Source organism: Paracoccus sulfuroxidans, from assembly GCF_007830335.1.
Taxonomy (GTDB): Bacteria; Pseudomonadota; Alphaproteobacteria; order Rhodobacterales; family Rhodobacteraceae; genus Paracoccus; species Paracoccus sulfuroxidans.
The window spans coordinates 126,467-153,393 of sequence record NZ_VLKU01000008.1 but is presented as its reverse complement, the minus strand read 5'-3'; the positions used below and the strand labels follow the sequence as shown (position 1 = coordinate 153,393).

The window sequence follows — 26,927 nt, the reverse complement described above, 5'->3', positions numbered from 1 at the left end:
GACGGAAAAATAGGCAGGAAAGCGACAAATGCACTCCCGCCCTGCAAAGCCGTCACTTCGCCGCGCGCAAGCCATCGCGCAGGGCCCGCGCACCGGCAGGCAGGGGCCGTTCGGAACGGGCCCGTTCGCGCAGGGCAGAGGCGGTTTCGACCAGACGCGCCAGCCATTCGCCGGGGGGAATCAACCCGAGCTCGGGGAAAAGCGGAAGCGAATCAGCGGCCTGCGGCGCGGCCGGTCGGCTGCGCTTGGCAGGAGCCGGGCGTTCGCGGGGGGCAGGGGCTGCCACCTCGGGTTCGATGACTGCGGTTTCGGCACCGGGAACGGCCAGACGGACGGCCGGAGCGGGGGCAGGGCGCGGGGCATCGGCGTCGCCGCCCAGAACCTCACCCAGACGCGCTGCGCCAATCTCGCGCAGCCCGGCGCCGCGATCGGCGGCGATCAGGCGCTTGGCGCCCCGGATGCTCAGCCCCTCTTCGCGCAGCACCTGACAGAGGCCAGCTGCAAGGCGGACATCGTCGGGCCGGTAATAGCGTCGGCCATCGGCGCGCTTGACCGGCGAAAGCTGGCTGAATTGCGCCTCCCAATAGCGAAGGACATGAGGTGCGACGCCTACAAGGCGTGACACCTCACCAATCGACCGAAAAGCATCTGGCGACTTTTGCATCAACCCTATCGCTTGTTACCGGCAGCGACACGATCTTTCATCAGATGCGACGGGCGGAAGGACAGCACGCGGCGGGGCGTGATCGGGACCTCTTCCCCGGTTTTCGGGTTGCGGCCGATCCGCTCATTCTTGCTGCGCACCGAAAACGTGCCGAAGGACGAAATCTTGACCTGCTCGCCCCGGACAAGCGCGTCCGAGATATGGCCAAGCACGCTTTCGACAAGTTGTGCCGATTCGTGGCGGGAAAGACCTACTTCGCGGAACACAGCTTCGGCCAGGTCCATGCGGGTCAGTGTTGTTTCACTCATCTCGGAACCTCTCCAATGGACATAAGGATGGTAATTTTGATTTGCCGAGTCAACAAGCCAGCCACGATTACGTTCCATGGAAGGCAATATTTTGCCAGAGATTTTCGCGCCTTACCGGGAAGGTCTGACCCGTGAAGGACTATGGGTATAGGCCCGGGCCGCAGGATTTGCAAAGGGCGCGCACCCTTCCTATGTTGATATGTCAACCGGTGAAGAGGCAATCATGGCTGGCGGATGGGCGCGCGACGACGCGGTAAACGATCAGATCGAGATCTCGACTCAGGAAGCGCTGCAGCGTGTGCGGCTGCGCAATGGCACGATGGCAGCGGTCGAAAGTGCCGAGTTCTGCGTGGAATGCGACGAGCCGATCCCTGCGGCGCGGCGCGAGGCGATTCCCGGCGTGCAGCTGTGCATCGATTGCCAGTCCGAGCGCGACAGCGCCTGGCGTCCGCAGGCGGGGTTCAACCGGCGCGGCTCGAAGGATTCGCAGCTGCGCTGATCACCAGCGCAGAACGACCGAACCCCAGGCCAGACCGCCGCCAATCGCTTCCAGCACAAGCACCTGACCGGGCGTGAACTGCGCGCGCCGGTCAGCGACCGAGAGCGCCAGCGGGATCGACGCGGCCGAGGTATTGCCATGGTCGGCGACGGTCAGCACGACCTTCTCCATCGGCAGGTGCATGCGCTTCGCGGTCGATTCGATGATGCGCAGATTGGCCTGATGCGGGACCAGCCAGTCGACGGCCTCGGCCGCAATCCCGGCCTTGTCCAGCGCGCGATGGGCGGTATTGGCCAGCTTCTCGACCGCGTGACGGAAAACCAGGTTCCCCTGCATCCGCAGATGCCCCGAGGTGCCAGTGCTGCCCACGCCGCCATCGACATAAAGCAGGTCGCGGAAATTGCCATCGCTGTTCAGATCGGTCGCAAGAATGCCGCGGTCACTGACCTCGCCCGCACCCTCTTCGACCTCAAGCAGCACCGCCCCGGCACCATCGCCAAACAGCACGCAGGTCGAGCGGTCGGTCCAGTCCATGATCCGGCTGAAGGTCTCAGCCCCCACGACCAGCACGCGGTCGGCCTGACCCGAGCGGATCAGCGCATCAGCGGTGGACATCGCGAAGACAAAGCCCGCACAGACCGCCTGCACGTCAAAGGCAAAGCCGCGCGTCATGCCGATACCGGCCTGGATCATCGTGGCAACGGAAGGGAAGGTCAGGTCGGGCGTCGAGGTGGCGACGATCAGCGCATCCACGCGATCAGCCGCGATCCCGGCCTTTTCCAGCGCCGCATTGCAGGCTGCGATGCCCAGATCGCTGGTCTTCTGACCTTCGGCCGCGAAATGGCGACGCTCGATCCCGCTGCGCGACCGGATCCATTCATCGGTCGTGTCGAGCTTGCCTTCGAAATAGGAATTCTCGACGACCCGCTCGGGAAGATAATGCCCGGTTCCCCGGACCACCGCACGACGCATCAGGTCGCTCCCTTCGTTTCCTTCTGACCGTTCGGGGCAACGGGCTGAGTGCCGTCTCCGCCCGGTCCACCCGCGCCGTCTGCTGCCGCCACGGATTGCGCCAGACGCGCGGCGAGTCGTTCCTGAAAGCCCGATTGGGCCAGCTGAAATGCCAGTTTGATGGCCGAGGACACCCCGGTCGCATCGGCCGAGCCATGCGACTTGATGACGGTGCCGTTCAGGCCCAGAAACACACCGCCATTGACGCGGCGGGGGTCGATGCGCTTCTGCAGCCGCTTCAGCGAGGTCATCGCCAGAAGGGCCGCGAATTTCGACATGACCGAATTCTCGAACGCCTGCTTGAGGAAATCGCCGACCAGCTTGGCCGTGCCTTCACCGGTCTTGATCGCGATATTGCCGGTGAAACCGTCGGTGACGATGACGTCGACCCGGTCCGAGGGCAGGTCGCTGCCCTCGACAAAGCCGATATAGTCATAGCCGCCACGCTCGGTATTCGCGGCGATCAGGTCATTGGCCTGCTTGAGTTCGGCGCGGCCCTTATGCTCTTCGGTGCCGACATTCATCAGCCCGATGCGCGGACGGCTGAGATCCAGACCGTTGCGGGCATAGGAGGCGCCCATCAGCGCATATTGCAGAAGGTCTTCGGCATCGGCCCGGATATCGGCGCCCACATCCAGCATGACGTTGAAGCCGCCGGGATTGCGCGAGGGCCAAAGAACGGCGATCGCGGGACGATTCACGCCCGGCAGCTTGCGCAGGCGCAGCATCGACAGCGCCATCAGCGCGCCGGTATTGCCGCAGGAAACTGCGGCCGTCGCCTCACCGATGCGGACCGATTCGAGGGTCGACCACATCGAGGTGCCTTCGCCCTTGCGGACGATCTGGCTGGGCTTGTCTTCCATGGTGACCACGCCCGCCGCGTCGCGAATGACGCAGCGGTTCGCCAACTCACGCCGGCGACCGATCAGACGCTTCAGCTCGGCCTCGGGGCCGTGGACGATGAAGCGGACATCGGGGTTCTTTGCAGCGCTTTCGGCCATGCCGGCAACCACCGCCCCGGGGCCGCGATCGCCGCCCATGGCGTCAACCGATATGACGACGCTGCCCTCGGTCCGGAGGGCGCGCGCCGTGTCTGTAGGTCCGGCCGGGGCCATGATCGCCACCGAGCTCGTTAAGCTGCGTCGTCGTCCAGATCGACTTCGTTCGCCTGAGCGACGACTTCGCGATCAGCGTAATGACCGCAGGACGGGCAAACGTGATGCGGGCGCTTCAGTTCGCCGCAGTTGGTGCATTCATTCGGGTTGCCTGCAACCAGGGCATCATGCGAACGACGCATGTTGCGGCGGGAGCGGGTAACTCGGTTCTGAGGGACGGCCATGTCTCAACCTCAAGTGGTTTGGGGGGCGGTCCAAAAGGGCGGCCCCGGATTGCTGAATTCGGGTCTGGGCGGGGCATAAGACAATGGAGCGTCAGCCGCAAGTCGCGAAGTTCGATCCGCGGGAACAGGGGCATCGGTCCGGGTCAGTCCCGCCGGTCAACTGAACGCGCGAAGATAGTGTTATTCGCGCTTGTTGCAAGGGAAATCTTTGCAGCCTTTTCAGTTCTTTCCAGCCGCCGGATCAGCGGCCAAGCTTGGCATGGACCTCGTCCAGATCAACCTCGCCCTTCGGCATCTTGTTGTCGGGGTTCTCGAAGTCATAGCGGAACAGCTGGAAGTCCTTCTTGTAGATCTCCCAGATCAGATGACGCGACAGATCGTCGAAGTATTCGCTGACCTTATGGGCGCGCTTGGGGCCGTGGCCCTCGGATTCGTTGAACTTCGGGACATCCTCGACGTTCAGGTTGACGGGCGTGGGGGCGGCGTCCAGCACCTTCTGCATGCCGTCGTTGAACTTCTCGGTGAAGAAGATCTGGTCGTAACGGCCGCCGTTCACGATGAAGGTGGCGATATGGCCCGACATGGCCGACCAGTGGATGTCCGGCTCCATCGGGCGGCGCCAGCGGATGGTGTCGCGCGCGAAGAGCAGAAAGCGGCGGAAGCTTGCGATCTGGTCGAAGTCGAAATTGTTCTCGGGCGAGCCCACGTCGATGCCGTAGCGCTGGATTAGCTGCGGCACCAGATTGCCGCGATAGCGGCGGCCGTTGCGCTGGATCCCGGCGATCTTGTCGAAGAAGGACGACAGGATGCGCGAATAGGGGTTGCGCACGCAGGTGAAGGTCAGAGCCTTGTGGTTGCGGACATTCTCTTCGATCAGCGGCTGGCTGCCGTCCTGCGACCACTTGTGCAGCCCGGCGGTCGAATCATGGATGTCCCCGTCGAAGTAGCGGCCATGGTCCGAATAGAACATGACCTGTCCGATCGACGAGCAGGCGCATTTCGGCACCACCCGATAGACCATGCTTTCGCTTTCGGTCATCCAAGTTCCGGGAAAACCCATTGCAACCTACCTTCTTGAAGCTGGGGCCGACTTGCCGATCCGGCCAAAATCGTTAAGGACAATGCGGACACAAAGCAAATCGCGGGCCGATGTTCAACGGGCCAAGCTGAAAACATTACTCGAATGAGCGGTTAATATCCGGCGGGCTTGCAGGCATCATGGCACGAATTGCCTTCATACTTCTTTGTCACAAGGATCCGAAAGGCGTGATTGCGCAGGCCCGGCGGCTGACGGCCTCGGGCGATTTCGTCTCGATCCACTTCGACGCGCGGGCCGACGCCAAGGATTATGAGGCGATGCGCAGCGCGCTGGCCGACAACCCCTCGGTCGCCTTCGTCGCCAGGCGCCGCAAATGCGGCTGGGGCGAATGGTCGCTGGTCGCCGCCACGCATGAGGCGGTGAAATGCGCCGTCCACAGCTTCCCCGCCGCGACGCATTTCTACATGCTCTCGGGCGATTGCATGCCGATCAAATCGGCCGAATACGCGCATGCCTTCCTGGACGCCGAGGATTGCGATTACATCGAGAACTTCGATTTCTTCGAATCCGACTGGATCAAGACCGGCTTCAAGGAAGAGCGGCTGATCTACCGCCACTGGTTCAACGAGCGCACGCAGAAGACGCTGTTCTATGCCAGCTACAATCTGCAAAAACGCCTGCGCCTGACGCGCAAGGTGCCCGCTGACATTCAGGTCAAGATCGGCTCGCAATGGTGGTGCCTGCGGCGCCAGACGGTCGAGAAGGTGCTGGAGTTCTGCGCCAGCCGTCCCGATGTGATGCGCTTCTTCGCGACCACCTGGATCCCGGACGAGACCTTCTTCCAGACCATCGTGCCGCATGTGGTGCCGCGCAAGGAGCTGCGCTCGCGCACGCTGACCTATCTGGTCTTCACCGATTACGGCATGCCGGTCACCTTCTATAACGACCATTACGACCTGCTCTTGGGGCAGAACTATCTGTTCGCCCGCAAGATCAGCCCCGAGGCGCTGGAGCTGCGCGAACGGCTGGGCGCGGTCTGGGCGGCGACGGATCTGCACTTCCCGCTTTCGAATGAGGCGACGCGGCTTTTCCGCTTCCTGACCGGCAGGGGTCGGATCGGGCGGCGCTTCGGCATGCGGTTCTGGGAAAACGAAAGCAGCCTGGGGCGCGCGAACACCATCCTGCTGATCGTGGCCAAGAAATGGCATGTGGCCAAGCGCCTGACCGAGGCGATCCGCAAGCTGACCGACATTCCCGCCGTCGACTATCTCTTCAACGAGACCGAGGCTTTCCTGCCCGACCTTGGCGGGGCCGAGACGACGCTGGAGAAACGCCACCGCCATCGGCGCGCGTTGATTCGCCTGCTGTTCGATCAGTTCGAATCGCAGCAACTGGTCCTGTGCTTCGATCCCTCTGCCATCGACCTCATTCAGGATCTGGCCGAGGACAAGGCGGAAACCCGCGTGCTGCAGATCGAATCGCGCTTCGATGACGATTACATCCGCGGCCATATCGACCGGGTGGGTCTGGCCGGGGCGCATACCTCGTCCGATGTCGTCGAACGGCTGCTGCCGACGGTCCGTGGCGACCTCGTGCATGAGGCCGAGCGCATCCGGGATATGGATTTCAGCGGCTACTCCTCGATTGCGCCCTGGCGCAGCGATGAGGAGAATGCGGCCCAGTTGGCGCGCTTTCTGGACATCCTGCCCGAAGTCGCGCTGACTCTGGCGAAAACCGAATACCTGTTCCAAGACTGAGACAAAAGAGATGCCAATGCCGACCTATGACGACAACAACATCTTTGCCCGGATCCTGCGCAAGGAAATCCCCAATGACACCGTGCTTGAGACCGAGCATACGCTGGTCTTCCGCGACATCGCCCCGCAGGCGCCGGTGCATGTGCTGGTGATCCCGAAGGGGCCCTATGTCAGCTATGACGATTTCGTCCTTAACGCCTCGGATGCCGAGATCCTCGACTTCAACCGCTCGGTCGCGCGGGTGACGCAGGATCTGAAGGTCTCGCTCGACAGCGGCGAGGGGTTCCGCGCGATCACCAATGCGGGCGCGCATGGCGTGCAGGAGGTTCCGCATTTCCACCTGCATATTCTGGGTGGCCGCCCGATGGGCCGCATGGTCGAGCGGGTCTGATCACCCCTCGCGATGCGAGGTCAGCCGCAGGAAGACATCTTCCAGATCGGGGGCCTCGACCGCGATATCGCGAATGGAAAGTCCCGCGCCGCGCACTGCGTCGATCAGCTGGTCGACCGTGTGGCGCGAGGGTGCATAACCCAGGGCCAGCCGCCCGTCCGCACGACGCTCGACCCGGATGCCCTCGGGAAGGCCGGGCAGGGCGCTGGCCTCGCCCGTGTCAATGACCAGCGTCTTGGAATCGGTGCGACCCAGCAGGGTGTGGGTGTCTTCGCAAAGCACCAGTTCGCCCCGGTCGATGATCGCGATGCGGTCGCACATTTCCTCGGCTTCCTCGAGGTAATGCGTCGTCAGGATGATGGTCATGCCCTGTTCGTTCAGCTTGCGCACGTTCTGCCACAGCATCTCGCGCAGGGTGATATCAACGCCCGCCGTCGGCTCGTCCAGTACCAGAATCTGCGGGCGGTGGACCAAGGCCTTCGCCAGCAGCAGCCGCCGCTTCATCCCGCCCGAAAGGTTGCGGGTATAGCTTTCGGCCTGATCGGTCAGCCCCACCAGCTCCAGCAGCTCATCCGTCCAGCGCTCGGCCTTGGGGACGCCGTAAAGCCCCGCCTGCACCTCAAGGCTGGCGCGGGGGGTGAAGAACGGGTCGATGTTCAGCTCTTGCGGCATGATGCCGATGGCGGCGCGCGACTGGCGCGGATTGACGTCCTGATCAAAGCCCCAGATCCGCACCTGACCGGCGGTCTTGCGCACCAGACCCGCCAGAATGTTGATCGTTGTCGATTTCCCCGCCCCGTTCGGGCCCAGCAACCCAAAGATCGAGCCCGTGGGGATCTGCAGATCCAGCCCCTTCAGCGCATGCTTTTCGGGCGCGCGCCCGGCGGCGGCATAGGTTTTCGTCAGGCCACTGATTTCAATGGCCGAGGCGGGAGAGAAGGCTGTGTCGTCGGGGGCTGGCATCGGGCTGCTGCAGTTTGTATGATCCGCAACGGTTTAACCCCTTTTCTCGCTAAAGCTCAAGGAAGCGCCATGACTCTGCCGGCACCGGAAACCCAGACTGTCACGACATGGAAAGTCGCCTGCAGCGGCGATGAGTTCATGGGCTCGGGCCACCCAAGGGTCTGGCTGATCATCCCGCCGGAAACCGGCTGGGTCGAATGCCCCTATTGCGACAAGCGGTTCCTGATCGACGCCGAACACGCGCACGACGACCACTAAGCCGACCGGCACCCGGTCGCGCATCGAAAGGCCCGCTTCCCGGCACGGAGGCGGGCCTTCTTCGTTTCCCCGCCGGAAGGGCGATGGCCCTTTGCCCCCTGCCGCGCTTTCTGGCACAACGGGACCCTGACGACGCGAAAGGAAAGCCGCATGAGTTTTGGCAAGGGACATCACCTGCATCTGATCGACGGCTCTGCCTTCATCTTTCGCGCCTATCACGCGCTGCCGCCACTGACGCGCAAATCGGACGGGCTGCCCATCGGGGCGGTCGCGGGCTTTTGCAACATGCTGTGGAAATACATTCAGGACGCAGGCGGGGCTGATGCGCCCACCCATGCGGCGGTGATTTTCGATCACTCATCGAAGACCTTCCGCAATGAGATCTATCCCGCCTACAAGGCCAACCGCCCCGACCTGCCCGAGGATCTGAAGCCGCAGTTTCCCCTGACGCGCGAGGCGACGCGGGCCTTCAACATCGCCTGTATCGAGACCGAGGGCTATGAGGCCGATGACATCATCGCGACGCTCGCCTGCAAGGCGCGCGAGGCGGGCGGGACGGCGACGATCATCAGCTCGGACAAGGATCTGATGCAGCTGATCGGCGACGGCGTCGACATGATGGACCCGATGAAGAACAAGCCCATCGGCCCCGATGAGGTCATGGAGAAGTTCGGCGTTGGCCCCGACCGCGTGGTCGATGTGCAGGCGCTGGCCGGGGACGCGGTCGACAACGTGCCGGGCGCGCCGGGCATCGGCATCAAGACCGCCGCGTTGCTTATTCAGGAATACGGCGATCTTGAGACGCTGCTGGAGCGCGCCGCCGAGATCAAGCAGCCCAAGCGCCGCCAGACCCTGATCGACAATGCCGAGCAGATCCGCATCTCGAAACAGCTGGTGCAGCTTGATTGCGAGACGCCGCTGGATTTCACGCTGGAAACGCTGGAGGTCAAGGACCCCGATGCGACGACGCTGCTGGATTTCCTCGCGCAGATGGAGTTCCGCACCCTGACCACCCGCGTGGCCGAGCGGTTCCGCGTCGATGCCCCGGTCATTCAGGACAAACCCGCCGCCGTCGCCGTTCCGGCCGCTGAAAAGCTGCCTGCCATCGATCATGGTCATTACGTCACCATCCGCGAGATGGCGCAGCTGGACGAATGGATCGCGCAGATCCGCAGCAAGGGTGCCGTCGCCATCGACACCGAAACCACGGGTCTGGATGAGATGGTGGCCGAGCTGGTCGGCATCTCGCTGTCGACCGGACCGGCGACCGGAGCTTATATCCCCGTCGGTCACGTCGAAGGCAGCGCGGATCTCTTCAGTTCGGGGGCGCTCGCCGCAGGGCAGCTGCCGCTGGCGCAGGTGCTGGCCGCGCTGAAGCCGGTGCTTGAGGACCCGGCGATCCTCAAGATCGGCCAGAACGTCAAATATGACTGGAAGATGCTGGCCCGGCACGGCATCCGCATGACGCCCTACGACGACACCATGCTGATGTCCTATGCGCTGAACGCAGGCGAGCATAACCACGGCATGGATGAGCTGGCGGGGCTGTATCTCGACGGGCACAAGACGCTGCCGATCAAGGATCTGATCGGCTCGGGCAAATCGCAGATCAGCTTTGCGCAGGTGCCGATCGACGCGGCCAGCGCCTATGCGGCCGAGGATGCCGAGGTGACCTGGCGGCTGTGGCATGCCTTCCGCCCGCTGCTGGCGGCAAATGCGGTGACCACCGCCTATGAGGTGCTGGAGCGCCCGATGGTCCCGGTGCTGGCGGATATGGAGATGGCGGGCATCAAGGTCGACACCGACCATCTGTCCCGCATGTCGAACGCCTTCGCGCAGAAGATGGCCGGGCTTGAGGACGAGATCCACACGCTGGCAGGCAGCCCCTTCAACATCGGCAGCCCCAAGCAGCTGGGGGAGATCCTGTTTGACCGCATGGGCCTGCAGGGCGGCAAGCAGGGCAAGACCGGGGCCTATTCGACTAGCGCCGATGTGCTGGAGGATCTGGCGGCCGAGGGGCATGACCTGCCCGCGCGCGTCTTGGACTGGCGCCAGATCTCGAAGCTGAAATCGACCTATACCGATGCGCTGCAGGGGCATGTGAACCCCGATACGGGCCGCGTCCACACCAGCTATTCGATCACCGGGGCGCAGACCGGGCGTCTGGCCTCGACCGAGCCGAACCTGCAAAACATCCCCGTCCGGACCGAGGAGGGCCGCCGCATTCGCGAGGCCTTCATCGCGACGCCCGGCCACAAGATCGTCAGCCTCGACTACAGCCAGATCGAGCTGCGCATCCTGGCCCATGTCGCCGACATCCCGGCGCTGAAACAGGCCTTCCGCGACGGCATCGACATTCACGCGATGACCGCAAGCCAGATGTTCGGCGTCCCGGTCGAGGGCATGGACCCGATGATCCGTCGCCGCGCCAAGGCGATCAACTTCGGCGTCATCTACGGCATCTCGGGCTTCGGACTGGCGCGCAACCTGCGCATCCCCCGGGCCGAGGCGCAGGCCTTCATCGACACCTATTTCCAGCGCTTCCCGGAGATCCGCGCCTATATGGACAAGACCGTCGCTGATGCGAAACAGCAGGGCTTCGTGCGCACGCTGTTCGGTCGGCGCATCATGACACCGGGCATCAACCAGAACGGCCCGGCTGCAGGCGGCGCACGGCGCGCGGCCATCAACGCACCCATTCAAGGGGCGGCGGCGGATATCATCCGGCGCGCGATGATCCGCATGCCCGACGCGATCCGCGACCTTCCCGCGCGCATGCTGCTGCAGGTCCATGATGAACTGGTCTTCGAGGTCGAGGACAAGGCCGTCGACGCCCTCATTCAGGCGGCGCGCGGCATCATGGAGGGCGCACCCGAGCCTGCGGTCAAGCTGGCCGTGCCGCTGGTCGTCGACGCGGGGCAGGGGACGAACTGGGCCGCCGCGCATTAACCTGCGCGACCGCGCCTAGATCGCCGAAGAATAGCCGGTGGTCGGCATGCTGTGCCGGTCCAGTGCCTGCGCGATCATCCGTGTCAGCGGGCGGCCATGCGGCAGGATCGACAGGCGCTGGTTGCGCCACTCGACCATGCCCTTGAAACGCTGGCCGATGGCGCGCAGCTCATCGGCCAGATCTTCGGGCTGCAGGCCGAACCTGTTGCGCATCTCCTCCAGATCAAGTTGGAAATCACACATCAGCGCCTCGATGGCGCGGGCGCGCCACTTGTCCTCCTGCGTCAGGCTGATGCCGCGGCTGGTGGCCAGATGCCCCTCACCGATGGCGCTGGCATAGAGCCGCGTCTGCGCCTCATTCTGGGCATAGCCATCGGGGAAGCGAGAGATCGATGAGGCCCCAAGCCCGATCAGCACCTCGGCCCGGTCGTCGGTATAGCCCTGAAAATTGCGCCGCAACCGGCCTTCGCGTTGGGCGACGGCCAGCCCATCCTCGGGCCGGGCGAAATGGTCGATGCCGATTTCCGCATATTTGTCGGCGACGAACAGCTTCCGCGCGGTCTCGAACAGATCAAGCCTTGCGTGGGGATCGGGCAGGCTGTCGTCGGGGATCATCACCTGGCGCTTGGCCATCCAGGGCACATGCGCATAGCCGTAAAGCGCGACGCGGTCGGGCGAGAGCGCCAGCAGCTGCTGCACCGTCTCGGCAATGCGGGCGGGTGTCTGATAGGGCAGGCCGTAAAGAATATCGGCATTCACGCTGGCGATGCCACGGTCGCGAATCATCTCGACCGCGTCGCGCGTGCATTCGAAGGACTGGATGCGTCCAATCGTCTCCTGAATCTTCGGATCGAAATCCTGCACCCCGATCGAGGCCCGCGTCATTCCGCCACGCGCCAGCGCATCCAGCCGCGCGCTGTCGATCTCATTCGGGTCGATCTCGACCGAGAATTCGGCACCCTCGGACAGTGGCAGAACCCGGGCCACGGCGTCGCAAAGCGTGGTGATCGCCTCGGGCGGCAGAAGCGTCGGCGTGCCCCCGCCCCAATGCATCCGCGACAGAGTAACGCCGCGCGGCAATTTCCGCGCCAGCAATTCAATTTCACGCAAAAGGACGCCGATATAATTGCGCACCGGCTCATCGCTTTGCGTGCCCTGCGTGCGGCAGGCGCAGAACCAGCACAGCCTGCGGCAAAAGGGCACATGAATATAAAGCGATATCTGCGCGCCTTCGGAAATATCGTTAATCCATTGCGCAACAACCTGTTGCGAAACGGAATTATTGAAGTGTGCCGCTGTGGGATAACTGGTATAACGCGGTACACGCGCGTCAAACAGTCCCAGTTGCTTTAATTGTGATGTCTGGTCCATGGCATTAGCTAGACAGACGGATGCACAGAAACATTGACTCAGGTCAAACTTGCCATGCTGAACCTAGTGGACAGAACCACGACAAAACCGGGATGCAATGATTGCCCGATCCGCGAACGCGCGGTTTGCGCGCATTGCGAAAGCGATGAGCTGGCGCGGCTGGAATCGACCAAGTTCTATCGCAAGTATTCGGCCGGGCAGACGATCATCTGGGCGGGCGAGCCCATGGAGTTCGTGGCCTCGGTCATCACCGGCATGGCCAGCCTGACCCAGCAGATGGAGGACGGCCGGACCCAGATGGTGGGCATGCTGCTGCCCAGCGATTTTCTGGGCCGTCCGGGAAGACAGACCGCGACCTATACGGTCACCGCGACCAGCGACCTGCATCTGTGCTGCTTCCACCGCAAGCCGTTCGAGACCCTGATGGTGCAGACCCCGCATCTGGCCATGCGTCTTCTGGAGATGACGCTGGACGAGCTTGACGCCGCGCGCGACTGGCTGCTGCTGCTGGGCCGCAAGACGGCGCGAGAAAAGATCGCCTCGTTTCTGGTGTTTCTGGCGCGGCGCGAGGCGGCGCTTGGCAAGCGTCAGCCGCAGGGGCAGATCACCATCGGCCTGCCGCTGACGCGCGAGGCGCTGGCCGATTATCTGGGCCTGACGCTGGAAACGGTCAGCCGCCAGCTGAACGGCATGAAGCGCGAAGGCATGCTGCAGCTGGAAGGCAAGCGGCGGGTGATCCTGTCGGATTTCGACATGATGCTGGCCGAAAGCGGGGATGACGGCGACGGCGGCCTGCCGATCTGAGGCCGCCGCCTTTAGGGCCAATCAGCGCGCCATGAAGACCGGCACGCTCGCCTTTTCCAGCATGTTCCGCGTGGCCCCGCCCAGAATCGCCTGACGGAAGCGGGAATGCCCGTAAGCCCCCATCACGATCATGTCGGCCCCGATCTCGGTTGCGCGGCGGTTGATCATGTCGCTGACCTGCGGCATGGTTTTCGCCAGCACCGCAACATCGGATTTAACCCCTTGCCGGGTCAGCATCTGACACAGCGCGACACCGGGGTCCGAGCGTTCGGGCCCGTGGGGAGAGGGGTCGATCACGGTGATCTCGACGCTTTCGGCGGCCTGCAGCAGCGGCATGGCGCGGCGCACGGCCACCATCGCCTCGCTGGACTGGTTCCAGGCGACAAGGATGCGCTTGCCGAAAGGCTCGGTCAGCTCGCCCGGGACGATCAGCACCGGGCAGGAGCCCTCGAAAAGCGCCGCCTCGGTCACCGTTTCCCCCTCACGCGTGGCGGTGTCGCCATAGGGACGGCCCAGCACCACCAGATCGGCATAGCGCGAGCGAATCCCGATCAGCGTCGTCAGCCCGCCCAGCTGCGTGACCGCCGATGAGACCGACCAGCGCACATGTTCCCGCGACATTCGGTCGCGCACGGCGTTTTCGACATCGGCGGCGCTGGCCATCGCCTTGTCGATCGATTCCTGAAACACATAGGCCGAGGCGCCGGGATAATAGTAACCGCTTTGCGTGTGATCGACGCCGACACAGAAGATATCCAGATGGGCGTCTTCGCGCAGCGCCATGGCAATGGCCGAATCCAGCTGCTGTCCCTGATCAAGTTCGCTGACGACTGTCAGGATCGTCTTGTAACCCATCATGTTTCCTTTCTTGAAAGGCGGACCAACGGCAAGAGGTCAACGCCTAAGGGGTATGCGCGGTTCCCGTGATGCGGGTGTCACCCGCACCGCGCGAGGTGCGACAATTGGACCGCATTTCAACTCGGGACGATTTGACCCAGATCAAGGTTCCGTCGCTCAGCCGCGACTAACTGGCTGTGCCGGCGGGCGGATTCCATTCCGACCTTGGCTGATCCGTCCGCTCCGGCACAGGACGAAGGGAAACGTAGAACATGTGGGATACCACCAAGCTGATCGTACTCGGTCTGATTGCCCTTTTGGCGGCAATCGGGGCGAATTACGCGCGCCCGGACGATCCGGCCTATCTGGCCAGCGCATTGATCGTCATGCTGACCTCGACCGTGATGTTCATCTGGACGCTGCGCCAGACCGGAAACGCGCAGCCTGCGCTGGATCCGCATCCCGAGACCGAATACATGGACGGCGTCGTCCGCGCCGGGGTGATCGCCACCTCGTTCTGGGGGGTCGTGGGCTTCCTGGTGGGCGTGGTGATCGCGTTCCAGCTTGCCTTTCCTTCGCTGAACTTCAGCGAATTGACGCAGGGCTACACGAACTTCGGCAAGCTGCGGCAGCTGCACACCTCGGCGGTGATCTTCGCCTTCGGGGGCAATGCGCTGATCGCGACCTCGTTCTATGTGGTTCAGCGGACCTCGGCGGCGCGGCTTTGGGGCGGCAATGCCGCCTGGTTCGTGTTCTGGGGCTATAACCTTTTCATCGTCCTAGCGGCGGTGGGCTATATCCTTGGCGCCACCCAGTCGAAAGAATATGCCGAGCCCGAATGGTATGCCGACTGGTGGCTGACCGTGGTCTGGGTCGTCTATCTGGGCGTGTTCCTGGGTACGATCCTGAAGCGGAAAGAGCCCCATATCTACGTCGCGAACTGGTTCTATCTGGCCTTCATCGTGACCATCGCGATGCTGCATATCGTCAACAACCTGTCGGTTCCGGTCAGCCTGCTCGGCTCGAAATCGGTGCAGCTGTTTGGCGGCGTGCAGGATGCGATGACGCAATGGTGGTACGGCCATAACGCCGTGGGCTTTTTCCTGACGGCGGGCTTCCTTGGGATGATGTATTACTTCATCCCCAAACAGGCCGAGCGTCCGGTCTACAGCTACAAACTGTCGATCATCCACTTCTGGGCCCTGATCTTCATGTATATCTGGGCGGGCCCGCACCACTTGCATTACACCGCGCTTCCCGAATGGGCGGCGACGCTGGGCATGGTCTTCTCGATCATGCTGTGGATGCCCTCCTGGGGTGGCATGATCAACGGTCTGATGACGCTTTCGGGCGCCTGGGACAAGCTGCGCACCGACCCCGTCCTGCGGATGATGGTGGTGGCCGTCGGCTTCTACGGCATGGCGACCTTCGAAGGCCCGATGATGTCGATCAAGGCGGTGAACTCGCTCTCGCATTACACCGACTGGACCATCGGTCACGTCCACTCCGGCGCGCTTGGCTGGAACGGCATGATCACCTTCGGCGCGCTTTACTATCTGACCCCGCGCCTCTGGGGCCGCGAGCGGCTCTACTCGCTCTCGCTGGTCAGCTGGCACTTCTGGCTCGCGACGATCGGGCTGGTTCTCTACGCCGCCTCGATGTGGATCACCGGCATCATGGAAGGGCTGATGTGGCGCGAAGTCGACAGCCAGGGCTTCCTGGTCAACGCCTTCGCCGACACCGTGCAGGCCAAGTTCGCGATGAACGTCACCCGCGCCTTCGGCGGCGTGCTGTACCTGCTGGGCGGCGTCATCATGGTCTGGAACCTCTGGGCGACCGTCCGGTACCAGCCGCGCACGCAATCCACCATCATCGCAGTTCCGGCAGAGTAAGGGCGACAGATCATGGCCATTCTTGAAAAGCACAAGATCCTTGAAAAGAACGCGACACTGCTGCTGGTCTTTTCCTTCCTTGTCGTCACCATCGGCGGCATCATCCAGATCGCACCGCTGTTCTATCTGGAAAACACCATCGAGAAGGTGGAAGGGGTTCGCCCCTACACCCCGCTCGAACTGAAGGGCCGCGACATCTATGTCCGCGAGGGCTGCTATGTCTGCCACAGCCAGATGATCCGCCCGATGCGGGACGAGGTTGCGCGCTACGGCCACTACAGCCTCGCGGCCGAGTCGATGTACGACCACCCTTTCCAATGGGGTTCGAAGCGGACCGGCCCGGATCTGGCCCGCGTGGGCGGACGCTATTCGGATGAATGGCACATCGACCACCTGGTCGACCCGCAATCGGTGGTGCCGGAATCGATCATGCCGAAATACGGCTTCCTGCTGAACCGCCAGATCGATCCCTCGAACATGAGCGACCGCCTTCTAGCCGACAGCCGCGTGGGCGTCCCCTACGACGAGGAGATGATCAAGAACGCGCGCGCCGATTTTGCCGCTCAGGCCAACCCCGACGCCGATGCCTCGGGTCTCGAGGCGCGCTATCCGGGGGCGCAGCAGCGCAACTTCGACCGTAGGCCCGGCATCTCGGAAATGGACGCGCTGATCGCCTATCTGCAGGTGATGGGCACGATGGTCGACTTCTCGACCTTCCAGCCTGATCCGACGCGCTAGGAAGGGGCAAGCCATGGAAACCTATACCTTCCTTCGCCAGCTTGCCGACAGCTGGGTCCTGCTGCTGCTGACGCTGTTCTTTCTGGGGGTGCTGCTGTTTGCCTGGCGTCCCGGATCGCGCGCCATGCATCAGGACGCCGCGGAAAGCATCTTCCGCAATGAAAAACACCCCGCATCCCAGCGGAAGATGGAGGCCGAGTGATGGCTGGCAAAGAAGACGAATTCGACAGTCCCCAGAACCCGGACAACCGGATCGAGCTTGAGCGTCAGGCCGCCGACGCGGAGCATAAGGCCGAGATTCTGGCCCATCCTCCGACCGGGCCGGATGGCCAGCCGCTGCCTCAGCCGCCCAAAGAGACGCGCGTCGTGCGCGACCGCAAGGGACGGCGCGAGGTGGTCGAGGTCCCCTCGACCGGGCACAGCTGGGACGGGATCATGGAGTATGACAACCCGTTGCCGCGCTGGTGGCTCTGGACCTTCTACGCGACCGTGGTCTTTGCCATCGGCTACGTGATCGCCTATCCCGCCATTCCGCTTTGGAACAGCGTGACGCAGGGCGTTCTGGGCTATTCGGCCCGGACCGAGGTCGCGGCCGAGATCGAGCGGGTCGACACCCAGAACACCGAGATCCGCGACCGCCTGCTGGCGACCCCGCTGGAGGAGGTGGCTGCCGACCCCGAGCTTGCCAGCTACGCAGCCAATGCGGGTGGCGCGATCTTCCGCACCTGGTGTGCGCAATGTCACGGGGCAGGGGCCGCAGGCACGCGCGGCTATCCGAACCTCTTGGACAACGACTGGCTGTGGGGGGGCTCGATCGAGGACATCCACCAGACCATCGCCCATGGCATCCGCGACCCGCAGGATGGTGAGACCCGCTATTCCGAAATGCCGCGCTTTGGCACCGACGAGATGCTGGACAAGACCCAGATCGATCAGGTCGTGCAGCAGGTGCTGGCTCTGGGCGGGCTGCCCCATGACGCAGGCCTCGCGGCCGAAGGGGCCACGGTCTTCGCCGACAACTGCGCCGCCTGCCACGCCGAAGACGGCAAGGGCGACCGCGAGCAAGGCGCGCCGGATCTGACCGACGCCGTCTGGCTTTACGGTAGCAGCGCCGCCGACATCCGCCGCATCGTCCATGACGGTCCGTTCGGCGTCATGCCTGCATGGGCGGGACGGTTGTCCGACGCCGATGTGCGCGCCGTCACCAGCTATGTCCACAGCCTCGGCGGTGGCGAGTAATCCGACACAAGGTTTCCGCGCCGAGCAACCGGCGCGGGAAGGCACCGGCCCCCTGTCCTGTATGCGCGTTTCCCAGGGGGCCGGTGTTCAGATCTCGTTTGACCGCCGCACGCGCGACCGGTTGTCGCAGCCGGTCGAAAACTGGCGAAATCGGCCCTCATGCGACATTCCGGCCCATGCCGCGCCCGGATTTGCCGACCTAGGGTATGGGCGCCCGTTGATGCAGATCAAAGCGGGCCAGACGGCCGGATGCTAGACCGGCCGCGCCAATCAGGAGCCACTCATGTCGAATTCCGACATCGACCCGCCGAGCCTGTACGCTGCACGCGAGCCGATCTTTCCCCGCCGGGTCCACGGCTGGTACCGAAACCTCAAATGGATCATCATGGCCGTCACCCTGGCCATCTATTACATCACGCCCTGGATCCGCTGGGACCGCGGGCCGAACCTGCCCGATCAGGCGGTGCTGGTCGATCTGGCGGGGCGTCGCTTCTTCTTCTTCTGGATCGAGATCTGGCCGCATGAATTCTATTTCGTCGCCGGTCTTCTGGTCATGGCGGGCCTGGGGCTTTTCCTTTTCACCTCGGCTCTGGGTCGGGTCTGGTGCGGCTATGCCTGCCCGCAGACCGTCTGGACCGATCTTTTCATCCTGACCGAGCGCTGGATCGAGGGTGACCGCAACGCCCGCGTCCGCCTGTGGAATGCGCCCTGGGATTTCCGCAAGCTGCGGCTGCGGCTGGCCAAATGGTCGGTCTGGCTGGTGATCGCCGTGATGACCGGCGGGGCCTGGGTCTTCTATTTCACCGATGCGCCGACCCTGATGCGAGACCTGCTGCAGGGGCACGCGCCCTTCATCGCCTACAGCACGATCCTGATCCTGACGGCCACGACCTTCATCTTCGGCGGTTTCGCGCGCGAGCAAATCTGTATCTACGCCTGCCCCTGGCCGCGCATTCAGGCGGCCATGATGGACGAGGACACGCTGACCGTCGCCTATCGCGACTGGCGCGGAGAGCCGCGCGGCAAAGCACAGAAGGATCAAAGCCACGGCGATTGCATCGACTGCATGGCCTGCGTGAACGTCTGCCCCATGGGCATCGACATCCGCGACGGCCAGCAACTGGCTTGCATCACCTGCGCGCTCTGCATCGATGCCTGCGATGACGTGATGGACAAGATCGGCAAGCCGCGCGGGCTGATCGATTACGTTGCCCTCAGCGATGAGCAGGCCGAGCGTGCGGGCGCTGCCCCGAAACCGGCCTATCGCCATATCCTGCGCCCCCGGACGCTGCTGTACTTCGTCCTCTGGGCGGGGATCGGCGTGGCGCTTGGGGTTGCGCTGTTCCTGCGCTCGCCTTTTGACCTGAACATCACGCCCGTGCGCAATCCGCTTTACGTCACCATGTCCGATGGCGCGATCCGCAACACCTATGAGCTGCGCCTGCGCAACAAGCAGGGGGCCGCGCAACAGTTCGCGGTCAGCGTCGAGGGCGCGGACGGCCAGCCGCTGCCTGATGCCCAGCTGGTGCTGGAAGGGGTCGAGGGCGATCTGATGCCCGTGCCCGCCGACACCACCCATACGCAGCGCTTCTATCTGACAGCCGCGCCGGGTTCGGCGCTGGCCAAGGGGGTGCGCAGCGACATCCGCGTGCTGATCAGGGACACGGATGCGGGCGTCGAAAGCACGGTCTCGACCGTCTTCAATGGGAAAAGCAACTGATGACCCGCCCGAACCTGCCCAATGCCTGCGAAACGACCACAGAAAGGCCGAAACCATGATGCCCTCGATTTACACGCTCTTTATCGTGGCCGCGATCTTCATGTCGCCTTTCCTGATGTTTGCGGGCGTGGGCCGGTTCACCGGACGCTCGATGCTGATCTTCAGCGTGGGCATGTTCGGGGTCATCATCATGGTGAACGTGATGATGGCCTATTCGGCGCTCAGCACCTTCCCGGGGCTGGAGGTAAAGAACAGCTATGTGGCCTCTCAGACCTTCGACCGCGACCGCTTGAAGCAGGAGGCGCTTGGCTGGACGGCGACCCCGGATTATGAGCGGGGGATGCTGAGCGTGGTGATCCGCGATGCCGAGGGGCGACCCGCGCCGGTGCAATCGCTGGAGGTGGTGATCGGCCGCCCAACCCATGTGCGTGAGGATCAGACCCCGCAGATGACCTATGAGGGCGGCGTCTTCCGCGCGCCTTTGCAGCTGGGGGCGGGGGCCTGGATCATCCATCTGACGGCGACCTCGGCCGATGGAACCGTCTTCCGCCAGCGGCTGGACCACTTCAACGGCGCGCTGGTGAAATGAGATGACCGACGTATCGCTACACCCGAACGGCCCTTCGTTCTCGGCCTGCCCGGCCTGTGACGCGGCCCCTCTGGCCACCCATCTGGCCGCCCGCGCAGATGACGGAGACGTCGTGCTGTCGCTGCCCTCGGTCCATTGCGCAAGCTGCATTGCCGATGTCGAGGGCGCGCTGATGGCCCATCCCCAGGTGCGTCAGGCCCGCGTCAACCTGACCCTGCGGCGCGTCACCGTGGACGCGCCCGGCCTGACCGCCGAAGAGCTGATCCCGCTGGTCGAAGGCGCAGGATATGAGGCGCTGGAACTCGACCCCTCGGCCTTGGGCACCTCCGCTGCCGACCGGCAGGGGCGCGACCTGCTGATGCGCATGGGCGTCGCGGGCTTCGCGATGATGAACGTGATGATCCTGTCGGTCGCGGTCTGGTCGGGGGCCGATGCCGCGACGCGCGACATGTTCCACTGGATCTCGGGGGCCATCGCGCTGCCGACCGTGGCCTTTGCCGGCAAGCCGTTCTTTGTCAGCGCCTGGCGCTCGCTGCGCGCGGGACGGCTGGGCATGGATGTGCCGATTGCGCTGGCCCTGATCCTCGCCAGCGCGATTTCGGTGTTCGAGACGATGTCCTCGGGCCAGCACGCCTATTTCGACGGCGTTGTCAGCCTGTGCTTCTTCCTGCTGATCGGCCGCTATCTGGATTATCGCAGCCGCGCCGTCGCGCGTTCGGCTGCGGCAGAGTTGACCGCGCTTGAGGTACCGCGCGCCTTTCGCGTGAACGCCGATGGCGATGAGGCCGTGGCCGTCGCTGATCTGTTGCCCGGCGATCTGATCCGCGTCCGCCCGGGCTCGCGCATCCCTGCCGATGGTGAGGTGGTCGAGGGGCAGAGCGACATCGACCGCTCGCTTCTGACCGGAGAGTCGCTGCCGGTGGCGGCCGCGCCGCACAGCCTGCTGTCGGCAGGCGAGGTGAACCTGACCGGGCCCCTGCTGATCCGGGTGACGGCAGCGGGGCGCGACAGCTCGCTCTCGCGTCTTTCAGCGCTGGTCGAGGCGGCGGAAAACGCGCGCGGGCGCTATACCTCGCTGGCCGAGCGCGCCTCGCGGCTTTATGCGCCGGTCGTGCATCTGCTGGCGCTTGTCAGTTTCATCGGCTGGTTCTGGGCCACGGGCGATGCGCGCCTCGCGATCAATATCGCGGCGGCGGTGCTGATCATCACCTGCCCCTGCGCGCTTGGTCTGGCCGTTCCGGCGGTGGTGACGACGGCCTCGGGGCGGCTGTTCCGGCGCGGGCTTCTGATCAAGGATGGCACCGCTTTGGAGCGCATGGCCGAGGTGCAGACGGTCGTCTTCGACAAGACCGGTACGCTGACGATGGGCACGCCACGATTGCAGCGCATCGAGACCATCCCGGAAGCGCATCGACCCGTCGCGCTGGCGCTGGCGCAGGGCTCGGCGCATCCCTTGTCGATGGCGCTGGCGAAGGCTTTGCAGGATGCGGGCACCCAGCCCGCCCGGTTGGAACAACAGGTCGAGGTGCCGGGCGCTGGCGTCATGGCGCTTTGGCAGGGGCAGGAGGTGCGGCTGGGCCGCGCCGATTGGGTTGGCGCGAATGCCGGGACCGGCGCTCTGTCCTCAAGCTGGCTGCGCGTCGGGCCCGCCGAACCGCTCCGGCTGGAGTTCGTCGATCAGCTGCGCCCCGGCGCGCGTGATTGCGTGGCGATGATCGAGGCCTCCGGACGCAAGGTCGTCCTGCTGTCCGGGGATACCTCCGCTGCCGTGCGCGATATTGCCGAGCGGTTGGGGATCAAGGACTGGCAGGCCGAGGTCGCCCCGGATCGGAAGGCCCAGATCGTTCAGGAACTGGGCACAGACGGGACGGCGGTGATGATGGTGGGCGATGGCCTGAACGACACCGCCGCGCTGGCTGCCGCCCATGTCTCGATTGCCCCTGCGACCGCGCTGGATGCGGCCCGCGTGGCCTCTGACATCGTGCTGCTGGGCCATGATCTGGCTCCGGTGGCCGATGCGCTTGAGACCGCGCGCAAGGCCCGCACCCGCATCAAAGAGAATTTCGCGATCTCGTTTGCGTATAATATCGTCGCGGTGCCGATCGCGCTGGCCGGGTTCGCGACGCCGCTGCTGGCAGCGCTTGCTATGTCGATCAGTTCGATCACCGTGACGCTGAACGCGCTGCGCCTGCGCTGAGAAAAAGGAAAGACGATGTCGATACTTGGTTTGTTGATCCCGGTCTCGCTCGCCATGGGCGGGCTGGGGCTGCTCGCGTTCCTCTGGTCGCTGCGCAACCGGCAATATGAGGATCCCAAGGGCGATGCCGAGCGGATCCTGACCAAGGAATGGGACGAGCGGCCAAGGCCTTGAAGCCTTGGAAAAGCAAAAGCCCCGGTCGGCTTCACAGCTGACCGGGGCTTTTGCATGTGCGAATGGCGGATGCCGGGTTACGGACCCATGATGACGCAGCTTTGCTGCCGTGCCGACAGGCGGTTGCAGGTCAGCTCGGCCGTTTCCTTGTTCATGCCGACGAAATTCGCCTGAAAGCCGCGCTTGGTATTGGCCACCTGACGGGCGGCCGTGCCCAGCGACGCGCTTTCCTGCAGGGCCGTCTGCAGCAGAAGCTGCTCGGCCTCGCCCTGTGAGCGGAAGAGGCCCAGCGAGACGCCATAGTTGCGACCGCCCGCATTGGTCGAGCGCGAGACGATCTCTTGCTCGCTGGGCTCATTCATATCCTCGGGCGTCATGGAGGCGAGGATGATGGTCTCGGTCCGGGGGGCCGGCGCGTTCGAGTTCAGCATCGCGAGCGACTCCGGCTGCGGCGCGTTGCTTTGGACAAAGAGCGACGCGGCGGCACCGGGCGCAGCAACGGCAGGCGCAAGGCTTGCCGACTGGTCCGAACGGGGCGACCGGACGGGACGCGCCGATGAGGAAAGGCCGGGGTTCGAGATCGCGCCGTCGTTCTGGTCACCCTCGGGGCGGGTGTCGGGGCGTGCGCCGCTGCGCGTATCCTGTTCGTCGACCGAGGCGGTCTCGATCTGGCGAGAGCCGGGCTTGCGGGTCGGCCGCGCGCTGGCGCTAAGGGTCTGGCCCTGCACCGGCGGTGCAGCAGCCGGGGCCGGAGCCCGCTGTGCACGCTCAACCGCAGCATTGATCGCAGCCGGGGTCACGACCGCAACCGAGGAGGCGCGCGCCGTCGGCCGGGACGAGGTCGACATCCGGATCGTCTGGCCCTGCTGGGGTGCTGCGGCAACCGGCTCATTGGCCGCAACCTGAACCGTGCGCCGGACGCGGCGTTCAACCACGACCTGCGGCGGGGCAGGGCGGGTTTCACGGACGCGGTTCGGCGCGCTGCCGAAACCGGCATCCAGCAGCTGCGCCATCATCGCATTGCGATGCGCGGTCGAGTTGCCGCCCAGAACGGTCGCGATGATCCGCTTGTTGCCGCGCTTCGCCGAGGCTGTCAGGTTGAATCCAGCCGCCCGGGTATAGCCCGTCTTGATGCCATCCGCGCCCTCATAGCTGTCAAGGAAGCGCCGGTTGGTGTTGGCGACATTGGCGATACCCGCATCGGCGGTGCGGCGCGAGAAGATCGAGTAATATTGCGGGAAGTCATAGAAGAGGTGACGCCCCAGCAGCGACATGTCGCGGGCCGACGAGTAATGGCCGGTCGCCGTCAGACCGTTCGCGTTCTGGAAATGCGTGTTGCGCATGCCAAGGGCGCGGGCCATCTGCGTCATCTGCTCGGCAAATTTGGATTCCGACCCCGCCAGACCTTCGCCGATGGTGGTCGCCGCGTCATTGGCGGATTTCACCGCCGCGGCGCGGATCAGATAGCGAAGCTCGATCCGTTGGCCGGGCTTCAGCCCCAGGCGCGAGGGCGCCTGGTTTGCGGCATGCGTCGACACGAGGAACTTGCTGTCCAGCCGGACCTGACCACGCTCAATGGCGGAAAACGCCAGGTAAAGCGTCATCATCTTCGTCAGCGATGCCGGATGCAGCCGCGTATCGGCGTTCTGGGCATAGATTTCCTGCCCGGTTCGGGCGTCCATGACATAGGCCGCATAAGGTGCGGAAATGGCTGCCATGGGTAGCGCCCATGCAACGAGGATCATAAATCCCGCGCGCGCGAAATGGGTGATTCTGCTCACTGTCCCGATCTCTTATGCCTCTGAGAACCCGTTCTTTGTGCAGGTCCTTCGTTAATATTCAGACAATATCACGCAAATCGTGATACGGAAACCTCAACTTTCACCTGATCGGAGTTGTTTTTTCCCGCGCCGCTTGCCGCTCTTCCGGGGGAAGGGCTTACATCAGCGCGCAAACGCTCTATATTTCAGCCTTACGACATTTCTCGGATTTCCTGCGCAAGAGTGACTTTACCGATCATGACCAATCGCCCCGACGACCGCGAGGATGTTGATCTGGCGGTCAAGACGCGTCCCAAAACGCAGCGGCCTCCGCTGTACAAGGTTTTGTTGTTGAACGATGATTTCACTCCGATGGAGTTCGTCGTCCATATTCTTGAGCGTCTGTTCAGCATGACGCATGCTCAGGCGATCGAGATCATGCTGACCGTTCACCGCAAGGGGATCGCCGTCGTCGGCGTCTATTCGCACGAGATTGCCGAGACCAAGGTCGCGCAGGTGATGGAACTTGCGCGGCGACAGCAGCACCCGCTGCAATGCACCATGGAAAAAGAGTAGACAGTGGCTGGATCACGGCTTGAATTGATCTTTGGCGAGGACTCGCCAAAGGGGAGGACCCTGTTTTCAGGCGCACGCGCCGACAGCGATCTTCAACATTTTGACGCGCAGAACCTGCAGATCGTGCAGCGCAACTTCGTGGATCACCGCAGCCTGCAGGCGCAGGGCTATCAGGTCGCGACGTCGGCGGACGGCACCTTCGATCAGGCCATCGTGACGGTGCCGCGCGCGCGGGCCGATGCACGGGCGCGCATCTTCGATGCGGCGTTGCGACTGCCAGCGGGCGCGTCCCTCTGGATCGACGGGCAGAAGACCGACGGGATCGACAGCCTGCTGCGCGAAATGCGCACGCTTGCGCCGGTGGATGAGGTTCATTCCCGCGCGCATGGCAAGATCTTCCGCATCACCATTCCGGCGCAGAACTGGCTTCCCGCCGACTGGCGTGAGGCTGAGACCGAGGCAGCCCCCGGAATGATCACCCGTCCTGGCGTTTTTTCCGCCGATGGTCCCGATCCGGCCTCGGAGGCGCTGGTCGCGCATCTGCCTGAAAAGCTGCCGACGCGGGTCGTCGATCTGGGGGCGGGCTGGGGCTGGCTCTCGGCGCAGATACTGGCGCGTCCGGGCGTCGATGTGCTGCATCTGGTCGAATCCGATGCGGTGGCGCTGGATTGCGCGCGTCGCAACATCACCGACCCCCGCGCCGTGTTCCACTGGGCCGATGCGCTGGATTTCCGCCTGCCCGAGCCGGTGAATGCGGTGATCATGAACCCACCCTTCCACGACGGCCGCGACGCGAAACCCGCCCTTGGGGCCGGGTTCATCCGCAGCGCGGCGCGTCTGCTGACCGGGGCCGGGCGGCTCTGGATGGTGGCGAACCGGCATCTGCCCTATGAGCCGGTGCTGCGCGAAACCTTCGCCGAGGTGACCGAACTGGGCGGCGACAGCCGCTTCAAGATCCTGACGGCCAGCGGTGCCGGGCGCGGAACGCAGGGCAGACCCACCTCGGGCAAGGCCGCAGGCCGGGCCCCGAAAGGCAGGAAAAGATGAACTTCTCGATCGAGGGCAAGACCGCCATCGTGACCGGCGCCGCGCGCGGCATAGGTCTGGCGATCGCGCGCCATTTCGAAATGCAGGGCGCGAATGTCGTCTTTGCCGACAATGATGAGGCGGCGCTGGACGCTGAACTTGGTCCGGACAACGGTCAGCAGGGTCGCGTTCTGGGATTTGGTGGCGATCTGGGGCAGAAGCTGACGCTGGCCAATCTGGTGTCGGCCACCATCGACGCTTTTGACCGGGTCGACATTCTGGTCAATGCGCATCGCACCGTGCAGGCTTGCGATCCGATGTCGACCGATGATGAGCTGATCGGCGACATGCTGCGCCAGAACATGACCTCGAGCCTGCGGCTGTCGCAGCTGGTCGCCAAGCGCATGGTCCAGCAGACCCGGGACGAGCCCGATCCGCTGCAGGCGGGCGCGATCATCAACATGACCTCGCTGGTCGCAGACCGTCCGCAGCCGAATATGCTGGCCTATTCCATCGCCAGCGCGGCGCAGGCGCAGGCCACGCGCTCACTGGCGATTGCGCTGGCGCCGAAACGCATCCGGGTGAATGGCGTGGCCTTCGGCAGCATCATGTCGAACCAGCTGCAACTGAACCTGAAGGAAGCGCCCGAGCTGCGTGAACGGCTGGTCTCGGCCACGCCGCTGGGCCGCATCGCGGGCGCGGATGAGCTGGGCGCGACGGTGCAATATCTGGCCAGCGAGGCCGCAAGCTTCGTGACCGGGCAGATCCTGCGCGTCGATGGCGGGCGCAGCATCGCCGATCCCAGCACGCCCGCGATCTTCTAGCG

The 26,927-nt window shown here is 64.2% G+C and carries 27 protein-coding genes; 17 read left to right on the top strand and 10 right to left on the bottom strand.

Going from position 1 to position 26,927, the window contains the following annotated elements:
* Positions 1-52: 52 nt before the first annotated feature.
* Together IQ24_RS13855 and ihfA are read right to left on the bottom strand one after the other, a co-directional pair.
* Complete coding sequence (locus IQ24_RS13855; protein ID WP_242008170.1) at positions 53-625, bottom strand: MerR family transcriptional regulator; 573 nt, start codon at positions 623-625, stop codon at positions 53-55.
* Between the two features lie 44 nt (positions 626-669).
* Positions 670-972, bottom strand: coding sequence for an integration host factor subunit alpha (gene ihfA / locus IQ24_RS13850; RefSeq protein ID WP_145398798.1), 303 nt, complete (start codon positions 970-972; stop codon positions 670-672).
* 223 nt (positions 973-1,195) lie between these two features.
* Between ihfA and IQ24_RS13845 the strand changes: the two genes are divergently transcribed.
* Positions 1,196-1,471: a DksA/TraR family C4-type zinc finger protein gene (locus IQ24_RS13845; protein ID WP_145398796.1), complete on the top strand. Its 276-nt coding sequence runs from the start codon at positions 1,196-1,198 to the stop codon at positions 1,469-1,471.
* On the opposite strand, the gene IQ24_RS13840 is transcribed toward IQ24_RS13845, so the two are convergent.
* The 4 genes from IQ24_RS13840 to IQ24_RS13825 form a co-directional block, all read right to left on the bottom strand.
* On the bottom strand, positions 1,472-2,443 hold the full coding sequence (locus IQ24_RS13840) for a beta-ketoacyl-ACP synthase III (protein ID WP_145398794.1): 972 nt from the start codon (positions 2,441-2,443) through the stop codon (positions 1,472-1,474).
* The gene (plsX, locus tag IQ24_RS13835) at positions 2,443-3,597 is read right to left on the bottom strand and encodes a phosphate acyltransferase PlsX (protein ID WP_145398790.1); all 1,155 of its coding nucleotides are present in this window, start codon (positions 3,595-3,597) and stop codon (positions 2,443-2,445) included. Before plsX ends, IQ24_RS13840 begins: the two co-directional genes overlap by 1 nt.
* 17 nt (positions 3,598-3,614) lie before the next feature.
* Positions 3,615-3,821 carry a 50S ribosomal protein L32 gene (gene rpmF / locus IQ24_RS13830; protein WP_145398788.1) on the bottom strand — a complete coding sequence of 69 codons (207 nt, stop codon included), beginning with the start codon at positions 3,819-3,821 and terminating at the stop codon, positions 3,615-3,617.
* Positions 3,822-4,062: 241 nt separating this feature from the next.
* Positions 4,063-4,881, bottom strand: a complete 819-nt coding sequence (locus IQ24_RS13825; RefSeq protein ID WP_145398785.1) for a sulfotransferase family protein — start codon at positions 4,879-4,881, stop codon at positions 4,063-4,065.
* Between the two features lie 158 nt (positions 4,882-5,039).
* Here IQ24_RS13825 and IQ24_RS13820 point away from each other — a divergent pair, with 158 nt between their 5' ends.
* Both IQ24_RS13820 and IQ24_RS13815 read left to right on the top strand, forming a co-directional pair.
* Positions 5,040-6,617, top strand: coding sequence for a DUF5928 domain-containing protein (locus tag IQ24_RS13820; protein ID WP_145398782.1), 1,578 nt, complete (start codon positions 5,040-5,042; stop codon positions 6,615-6,617).
* A gap of 16 nt (positions 6,618-6,633) precedes the next feature.
* Positions 6,634-7,008 (top strand): HIT domain-containing protein, encoded by a 375-nt coding sequence (locus IQ24_RS13815; protein WP_145398779.1) that lies wholly within the window; start codon positions 6,634-6,636, stop codon positions 7,006-7,008.
* Here IQ24_RS13815 and IQ24_RS13810 read toward each other — a convergent pair whose 3' ends face one another.
* Positions 7,009-7,971: an ABC transporter ATP-binding protein gene (locus IQ24_RS13810; RefSeq protein WP_145398777.1), complete on the bottom strand. Its 963-nt coding sequence runs from the start codon at positions 7,969-7,971 to the stop codon at positions 7,009-7,011.
* A gap of 69 nt (positions 7,972-8,040) precedes the next feature.
* Here IQ24_RS13810 and IQ24_RS13805 point away from each other — a divergent pair, with 69 nt between their 5' ends.
* Positions 8,041-8,229 (top strand): zinc-finger domain-containing protein, encoded by a 189-nt coding sequence (locus IQ24_RS13805; protein ID WP_145398776.1) that lies wholly within the window; start codon positions 8,041-8,043, stop codon positions 8,227-8,229.
* Between the two features lie 150 nt (positions 8,230-8,379).
* Positions 8,380-11,178 carry a DNA polymerase I gene (gene polA / locus IQ24_RS13800; RefSeq protein WP_145398774.1) on the top strand — a complete coding sequence of 933 codons (2,799 nt, stop codon included), beginning with the start codon at positions 8,380-8,382 and terminating at the stop codon, positions 11,176-11,178.
* Between the two features lie 15 nt (positions 11,179-11,193).
* Here polA and hemN read toward each other — a convergent pair whose 3' ends face one another.
* Positions 11,194-12,549 carry an oxygen-independent coproporphyrinogen III oxidase gene (hemN, locus tag IQ24_RS13795; RefSeq protein ID WP_145398773.1) on the bottom strand — a complete coding sequence of 452 codons (1,356 nt, stop codon included), beginning with the start codon at positions 12,547-12,549 and terminating at the stop codon, positions 11,194-11,196.
* Between the two features lie 54 nt (positions 12,550-12,603).
* On the opposite strand from hemN, the gene fnrL reads away from it, so the two are divergent.
* On the top strand, positions 12,604-13,353 hold the full coding sequence (fnrL, locus tag IQ24_RS13790) for a transcriptional regulator FnrL (protein ID WP_145398771.1): 750 nt from the start codon (positions 12,604-12,606) through the stop codon (positions 13,351-13,353).
* Positions 13,354-13,374: 21 nt separating this feature from the next.
* Here the strand turns inward: fnrL and IQ24_RS13785 are convergent, their stop codons facing one another.
* Positions 13,375-14,208, bottom strand: a complete 834-nt coding sequence (locus IQ24_RS13785) for a universal stress protein (RefSeq protein ID WP_145398769.1) — start codon at positions 14,206-14,208, stop codon at positions 13,375-13,377.
* 254 nt (positions 14,209-14,462) lie between these two features.
* On the opposite strand from IQ24_RS13785, the gene ccoN reads away from it, so the two are divergent.
* The 8 genes from ccoN (at position 14,463) to ccoS (ending at position 22,739) form a co-directional block, all read left to right on the top strand.
* Positions 14,463-16,082, top strand: a complete 1,620-nt coding sequence (gene ccoN / locus IQ24_RS13780; protein WP_145398768.1) for a cytochrome-c oxidase, cbb3-type subunit I — start codon at positions 14,463-14,465, stop codon at positions 16,080-16,082.
* Between the two features lie 12 nt (positions 16,083-16,094).
* Positions 16,095-16,820 carry a cytochrome-c oxidase, cbb3-type subunit II gene (gene ccoO, locus IQ24_RS13775; protein WP_145398766.1) on the top strand — a complete coding sequence of 242 codons (726 nt, stop codon included), beginning with the start codon at positions 16,095-16,097 and terminating at the stop codon, positions 16,818-16,820.
* Between the two features lie 13 nt (positions 16,821-16,833).
* Positions 16,834-17,022: a CcoQ/FixQ family Cbb3-type cytochrome c oxidase assembly chaperone gene (locus tag IQ24_RS13770; RefSeq protein WP_145398764.1), complete on the top strand. Its 189-nt coding sequence runs from the start codon at positions 16,834-16,836 to the stop codon at positions 17,020-17,022.
* Positions 17,022-18,059 (top strand): cytochrome-c oxidase, cbb3-type subunit III, encoded by a 1,038-nt coding sequence (gene ccoP, locus IQ24_RS13765; protein ID WP_145398762.1) that lies wholly within the window; start codon positions 17,022-17,024, stop codon positions 18,057-18,059. The genes IQ24_RS13770 and ccoP overlap by 1 nt, the downstream gene beginning before the upstream one ends.
* Before the next feature lie 283 nt (positions 18,060-18,342).
* A complete protein-coding gene (gene ccoG, locus IQ24_RS13760) occupies positions 18,343-19,779 on the top strand; it encodes a cytochrome c oxidase accessory protein CcoG (RefSeq protein WP_145398760.1) in 1,437 nt (478 codons plus the stop codon).
* 55 nt (positions 19,780-19,834) lie between these two features.
* The gene (locus IQ24_RS13755) at positions 19,835-20,368 is read left to right on the top strand and encodes a FixH family protein (RefSeq protein WP_422386278.1); all 534 of its coding nucleotides are present in this window, start codon (positions 19,835-19,837) and stop codon (positions 20,366-20,368) included.
* Position 20,369: 1 nt separating this feature from the next.
* Positions 20,370-22,565: a heavy metal translocating P-type ATPase gene (locus IQ24_RS13750; RefSeq protein ID WP_145398758.1), complete on the top strand. Its 2,196-nt coding sequence runs from the start codon at positions 20,370-20,372 to the stop codon at positions 22,563-22,565.
* Positions 22,566-22,580: 15 nt separating this feature from the next.
* Positions 22,581-22,739: a cbb3-type cytochrome oxidase assembly protein CcoS gene (gene ccoS, locus IQ24_RS13745; RefSeq protein ID WP_145398756.1), complete on the top strand. Its 159-nt coding sequence runs from the start codon at positions 22,581-22,583 to the stop codon at positions 22,737-22,739.
* A gap of 77 nt (positions 22,740-22,816) precedes the next feature.
* Here the strand turns inward: ccoS and IQ24_RS13740 are convergent, their stop codons facing one another.
* On the bottom strand, positions 22,817-24,457 hold the full coding sequence (locus IQ24_RS13740) for a D-alanyl-D-alanine carboxypeptidase family protein (RefSeq protein ID WP_199756580.1): 1,641 nt from the start codon (positions 24,455-24,457) through the stop codon (positions 22,817-22,819).
* Between the two features lie 300 nt (positions 24,458-24,757).
* Here IQ24_RS13740 and clpS point away from each other — a divergent pair, with 300 nt between their 5' ends.
* The 3 genes from clpS to IQ24_RS13725 are packed head-to-tail and all read left to right on the top strand — an operon-like array spanning position 24,758 to position 26,925.
* Positions 24,758-25,075: an ATP-dependent Clp protease adapter ClpS gene (gene clpS / locus IQ24_RS13735; protein WP_145398754.1), complete on the top strand. Its 318-nt coding sequence runs from the start codon at positions 24,758-24,760 to the stop codon at positions 25,073-25,075.
* Positions 25,076-25,078: 3 nt separating this feature from the next.
* Positions 25,079-26,122 carry a class I SAM-dependent methyltransferase gene (locus tag IQ24_RS13730; protein ID WP_145398752.1) on the top strand — a complete coding sequence of 348 codons (1,044 nt, stop codon included), beginning with the start codon at positions 25,079-25,081 and terminating at the stop codon, positions 26,120-26,122.
* Entirely contained in the window at positions 26,119-26,925 is an 807-nt protein-coding gene (locus IQ24_RS13725) for an SDR family NAD(P)-dependent oxidoreductase (RefSeq protein ID WP_145398751.1), read from the top strand. The genes IQ24_RS13730 and IQ24_RS13725 overlap by 4 nt, the downstream gene beginning before the upstream one ends.
* The last annotated feature ends 2 nt before the right edge of the window (positions 26,926-26,927 follow it).

What these genes read in the sequence shown, in the direction of transcription:
- ihfA (WP_145398798.1), bottom strand. Translation starts at nt 972, where the DNA reads ATGAGTGAAACAACACTGACCCGCATGGACCTGGCCGAAGCTGTGTTC.
- IQ24_RS13845 (WP_145398796.1), top strand. Translation starts at nt 1,196, where the DNA reads ATGGCTGGCGGATGGGCGCGCGACGACGCGGTAAACGATCAGATCGAG.
- IQ24_RS13840 (WP_145398794.1), bottom strand. Translation starts at nt 2,443, where the DNA reads ATGCGTCGTGCGGTGGTCCGGGGAACCGGGCATTATCTTCCCGAGCGG.
- plsX (WP_145398790.1), bottom strand. Translation starts at nt 3,597, where the DNA reads ATGGCCCCGGCCGGACCTACAGACACGGCGCGCGCCCTCCGGACCGAG.
- rpmF (WP_145398788.1), bottom strand. Translation starts at nt 3,821, where the DNA reads ATGGCCGTCCCTCAGAACCGAGTTACCCGCTCCCGCCGCAACATGCGT.
- IQ24_RS13825 (WP_145398785.1), bottom strand. Translation starts at nt 4,881, where the DNA reads ATGGGTTTTCCCGGAACTTGGATGACCGAAAGCGAAAGCATGGTCTAT.
- IQ24_RS13820 (WP_145398782.1), top strand. Translation starts at nt 5,040, where the DNA reads ATGGCACGAATTGCCTTCATACTTCTTTGTCACAAGGATCCGAAAGGC.
- IQ24_RS13815 (WP_145398779.1), top strand. Translation starts at nt 6,634, where the DNA reads ATGCCGACCTATGACGACAACAACATCTTTGCCCGGATCCTGCGCAAG.
- IQ24_RS13810 (WP_145398777.1), bottom strand. Translation starts at nt 7,971, where the DNA reads ATGCCAGCCCCCGACGACACAGCCTTCTCTCCCGCCTCGGCCATTGAA.
- IQ24_RS13805 (WP_145398776.1), top strand. Translation starts at nt 8,041, where the DNA reads ATGACTCTGCCGGCACCGGAAACCCAGACTGTCACGACATGGAAAGTC.
- polA (WP_145398774.1), top strand. Translation starts at nt 8,380, where the DNA reads ATGAGTTTTGGCAAGGGACATCACCTGCATCTGATCGACGGCTCTGCC.
- hemN (WP_145398773.1), bottom strand. Translation starts at nt 12,549, where the DNA reads ATGGACCAGACATCACAATTAAAGCAACTGGGACTGTTTGACGCGCGT.
- fnrL (WP_145398771.1), top strand. Translation starts at nt 12,604, where the DNA reads ATGCTGAACCTAGTGGACAGAACCACGACAAAACCGGGATGCAATGAT.
- IQ24_RS13785 (WP_145398769.1), bottom strand. Translation starts at nt 14,208, where the DNA reads ATGGGTTACAAGACGATCCTGACAGTCGTCAGCGAACTTGATCAGGGA.
- ccoN (WP_145398768.1), top strand. Translation starts at nt 14,463, where the DNA reads ATGTGGGATACCACCAAGCTGATCGTACTCGGTCTGATTGCCCTTTTG.
- ccoO (WP_145398766.1), top strand. Translation starts at nt 16,095, where the DNA reads ATGGCCATTCTTGAAAAGCACAAGATCCTTGAAAAGAACGCGACACTG.
- IQ24_RS13770 (WP_145398764.1), top strand. Translation starts at nt 16,834, where the DNA reads ATGGAAACCTATACCTTCCTTCGCCAGCTTGCCGACAGCTGGGTCCTG.
- ccoP (WP_145398762.1), top strand. Translation starts at nt 17,022, where the DNA reads ATGGCTGGCAAAGAAGACGAATTCGACAGTCCCCAGAACCCGGACAAC.
- ccoG (WP_145398760.1), top strand. Translation starts at nt 18,343, where the DNA reads ATGTCGAATTCCGACATCGACCCGCCGAGCCTGTACGCTGCACGCGAG.
- IQ24_RS13755 (WP_422386278.1), top strand. Translation starts at nt 19,835, where the DNA reads ATGATGCCCTCGATTTACACGCTCTTTATCGTGGCCGCGATCTTCATG.
- IQ24_RS13750 (WP_145398758.1), top strand. Translation starts at nt 20,370, where the DNA reads ATGACCGACGTATCGCTACACCCGAACGGCCCTTCGTTCTCGGCCTGC.
- ccoS (WP_145398756.1), top strand. Translation starts at nt 22,581, where the DNA reads ATGTCGATACTTGGTTTGTTGATCCCGGTCTCGCTCGCCATGGGCGGG.
- IQ24_RS13740 (WP_199756580.1), bottom strand. Translation starts at nt 24,457, where the DNA reads ATGGCAGCCATTTCCGCACCTTATGCGGCCTATGTCATGGACGCCCGA.
- clpS (WP_145398754.1), top strand. Translation starts at nt 24,758, where the DNA reads ATGACCAATCGCCCCGACGACCGCGAGGATGTTGATCTGGCGGTCAAG.
- IQ24_RS13725 (WP_145398751.1), top strand. Translation starts at nt 26,119, where the DNA reads ATGAACTTCTCGATCGAGGGCAAGACCGCCATCGTGACCGGCGCCGCG.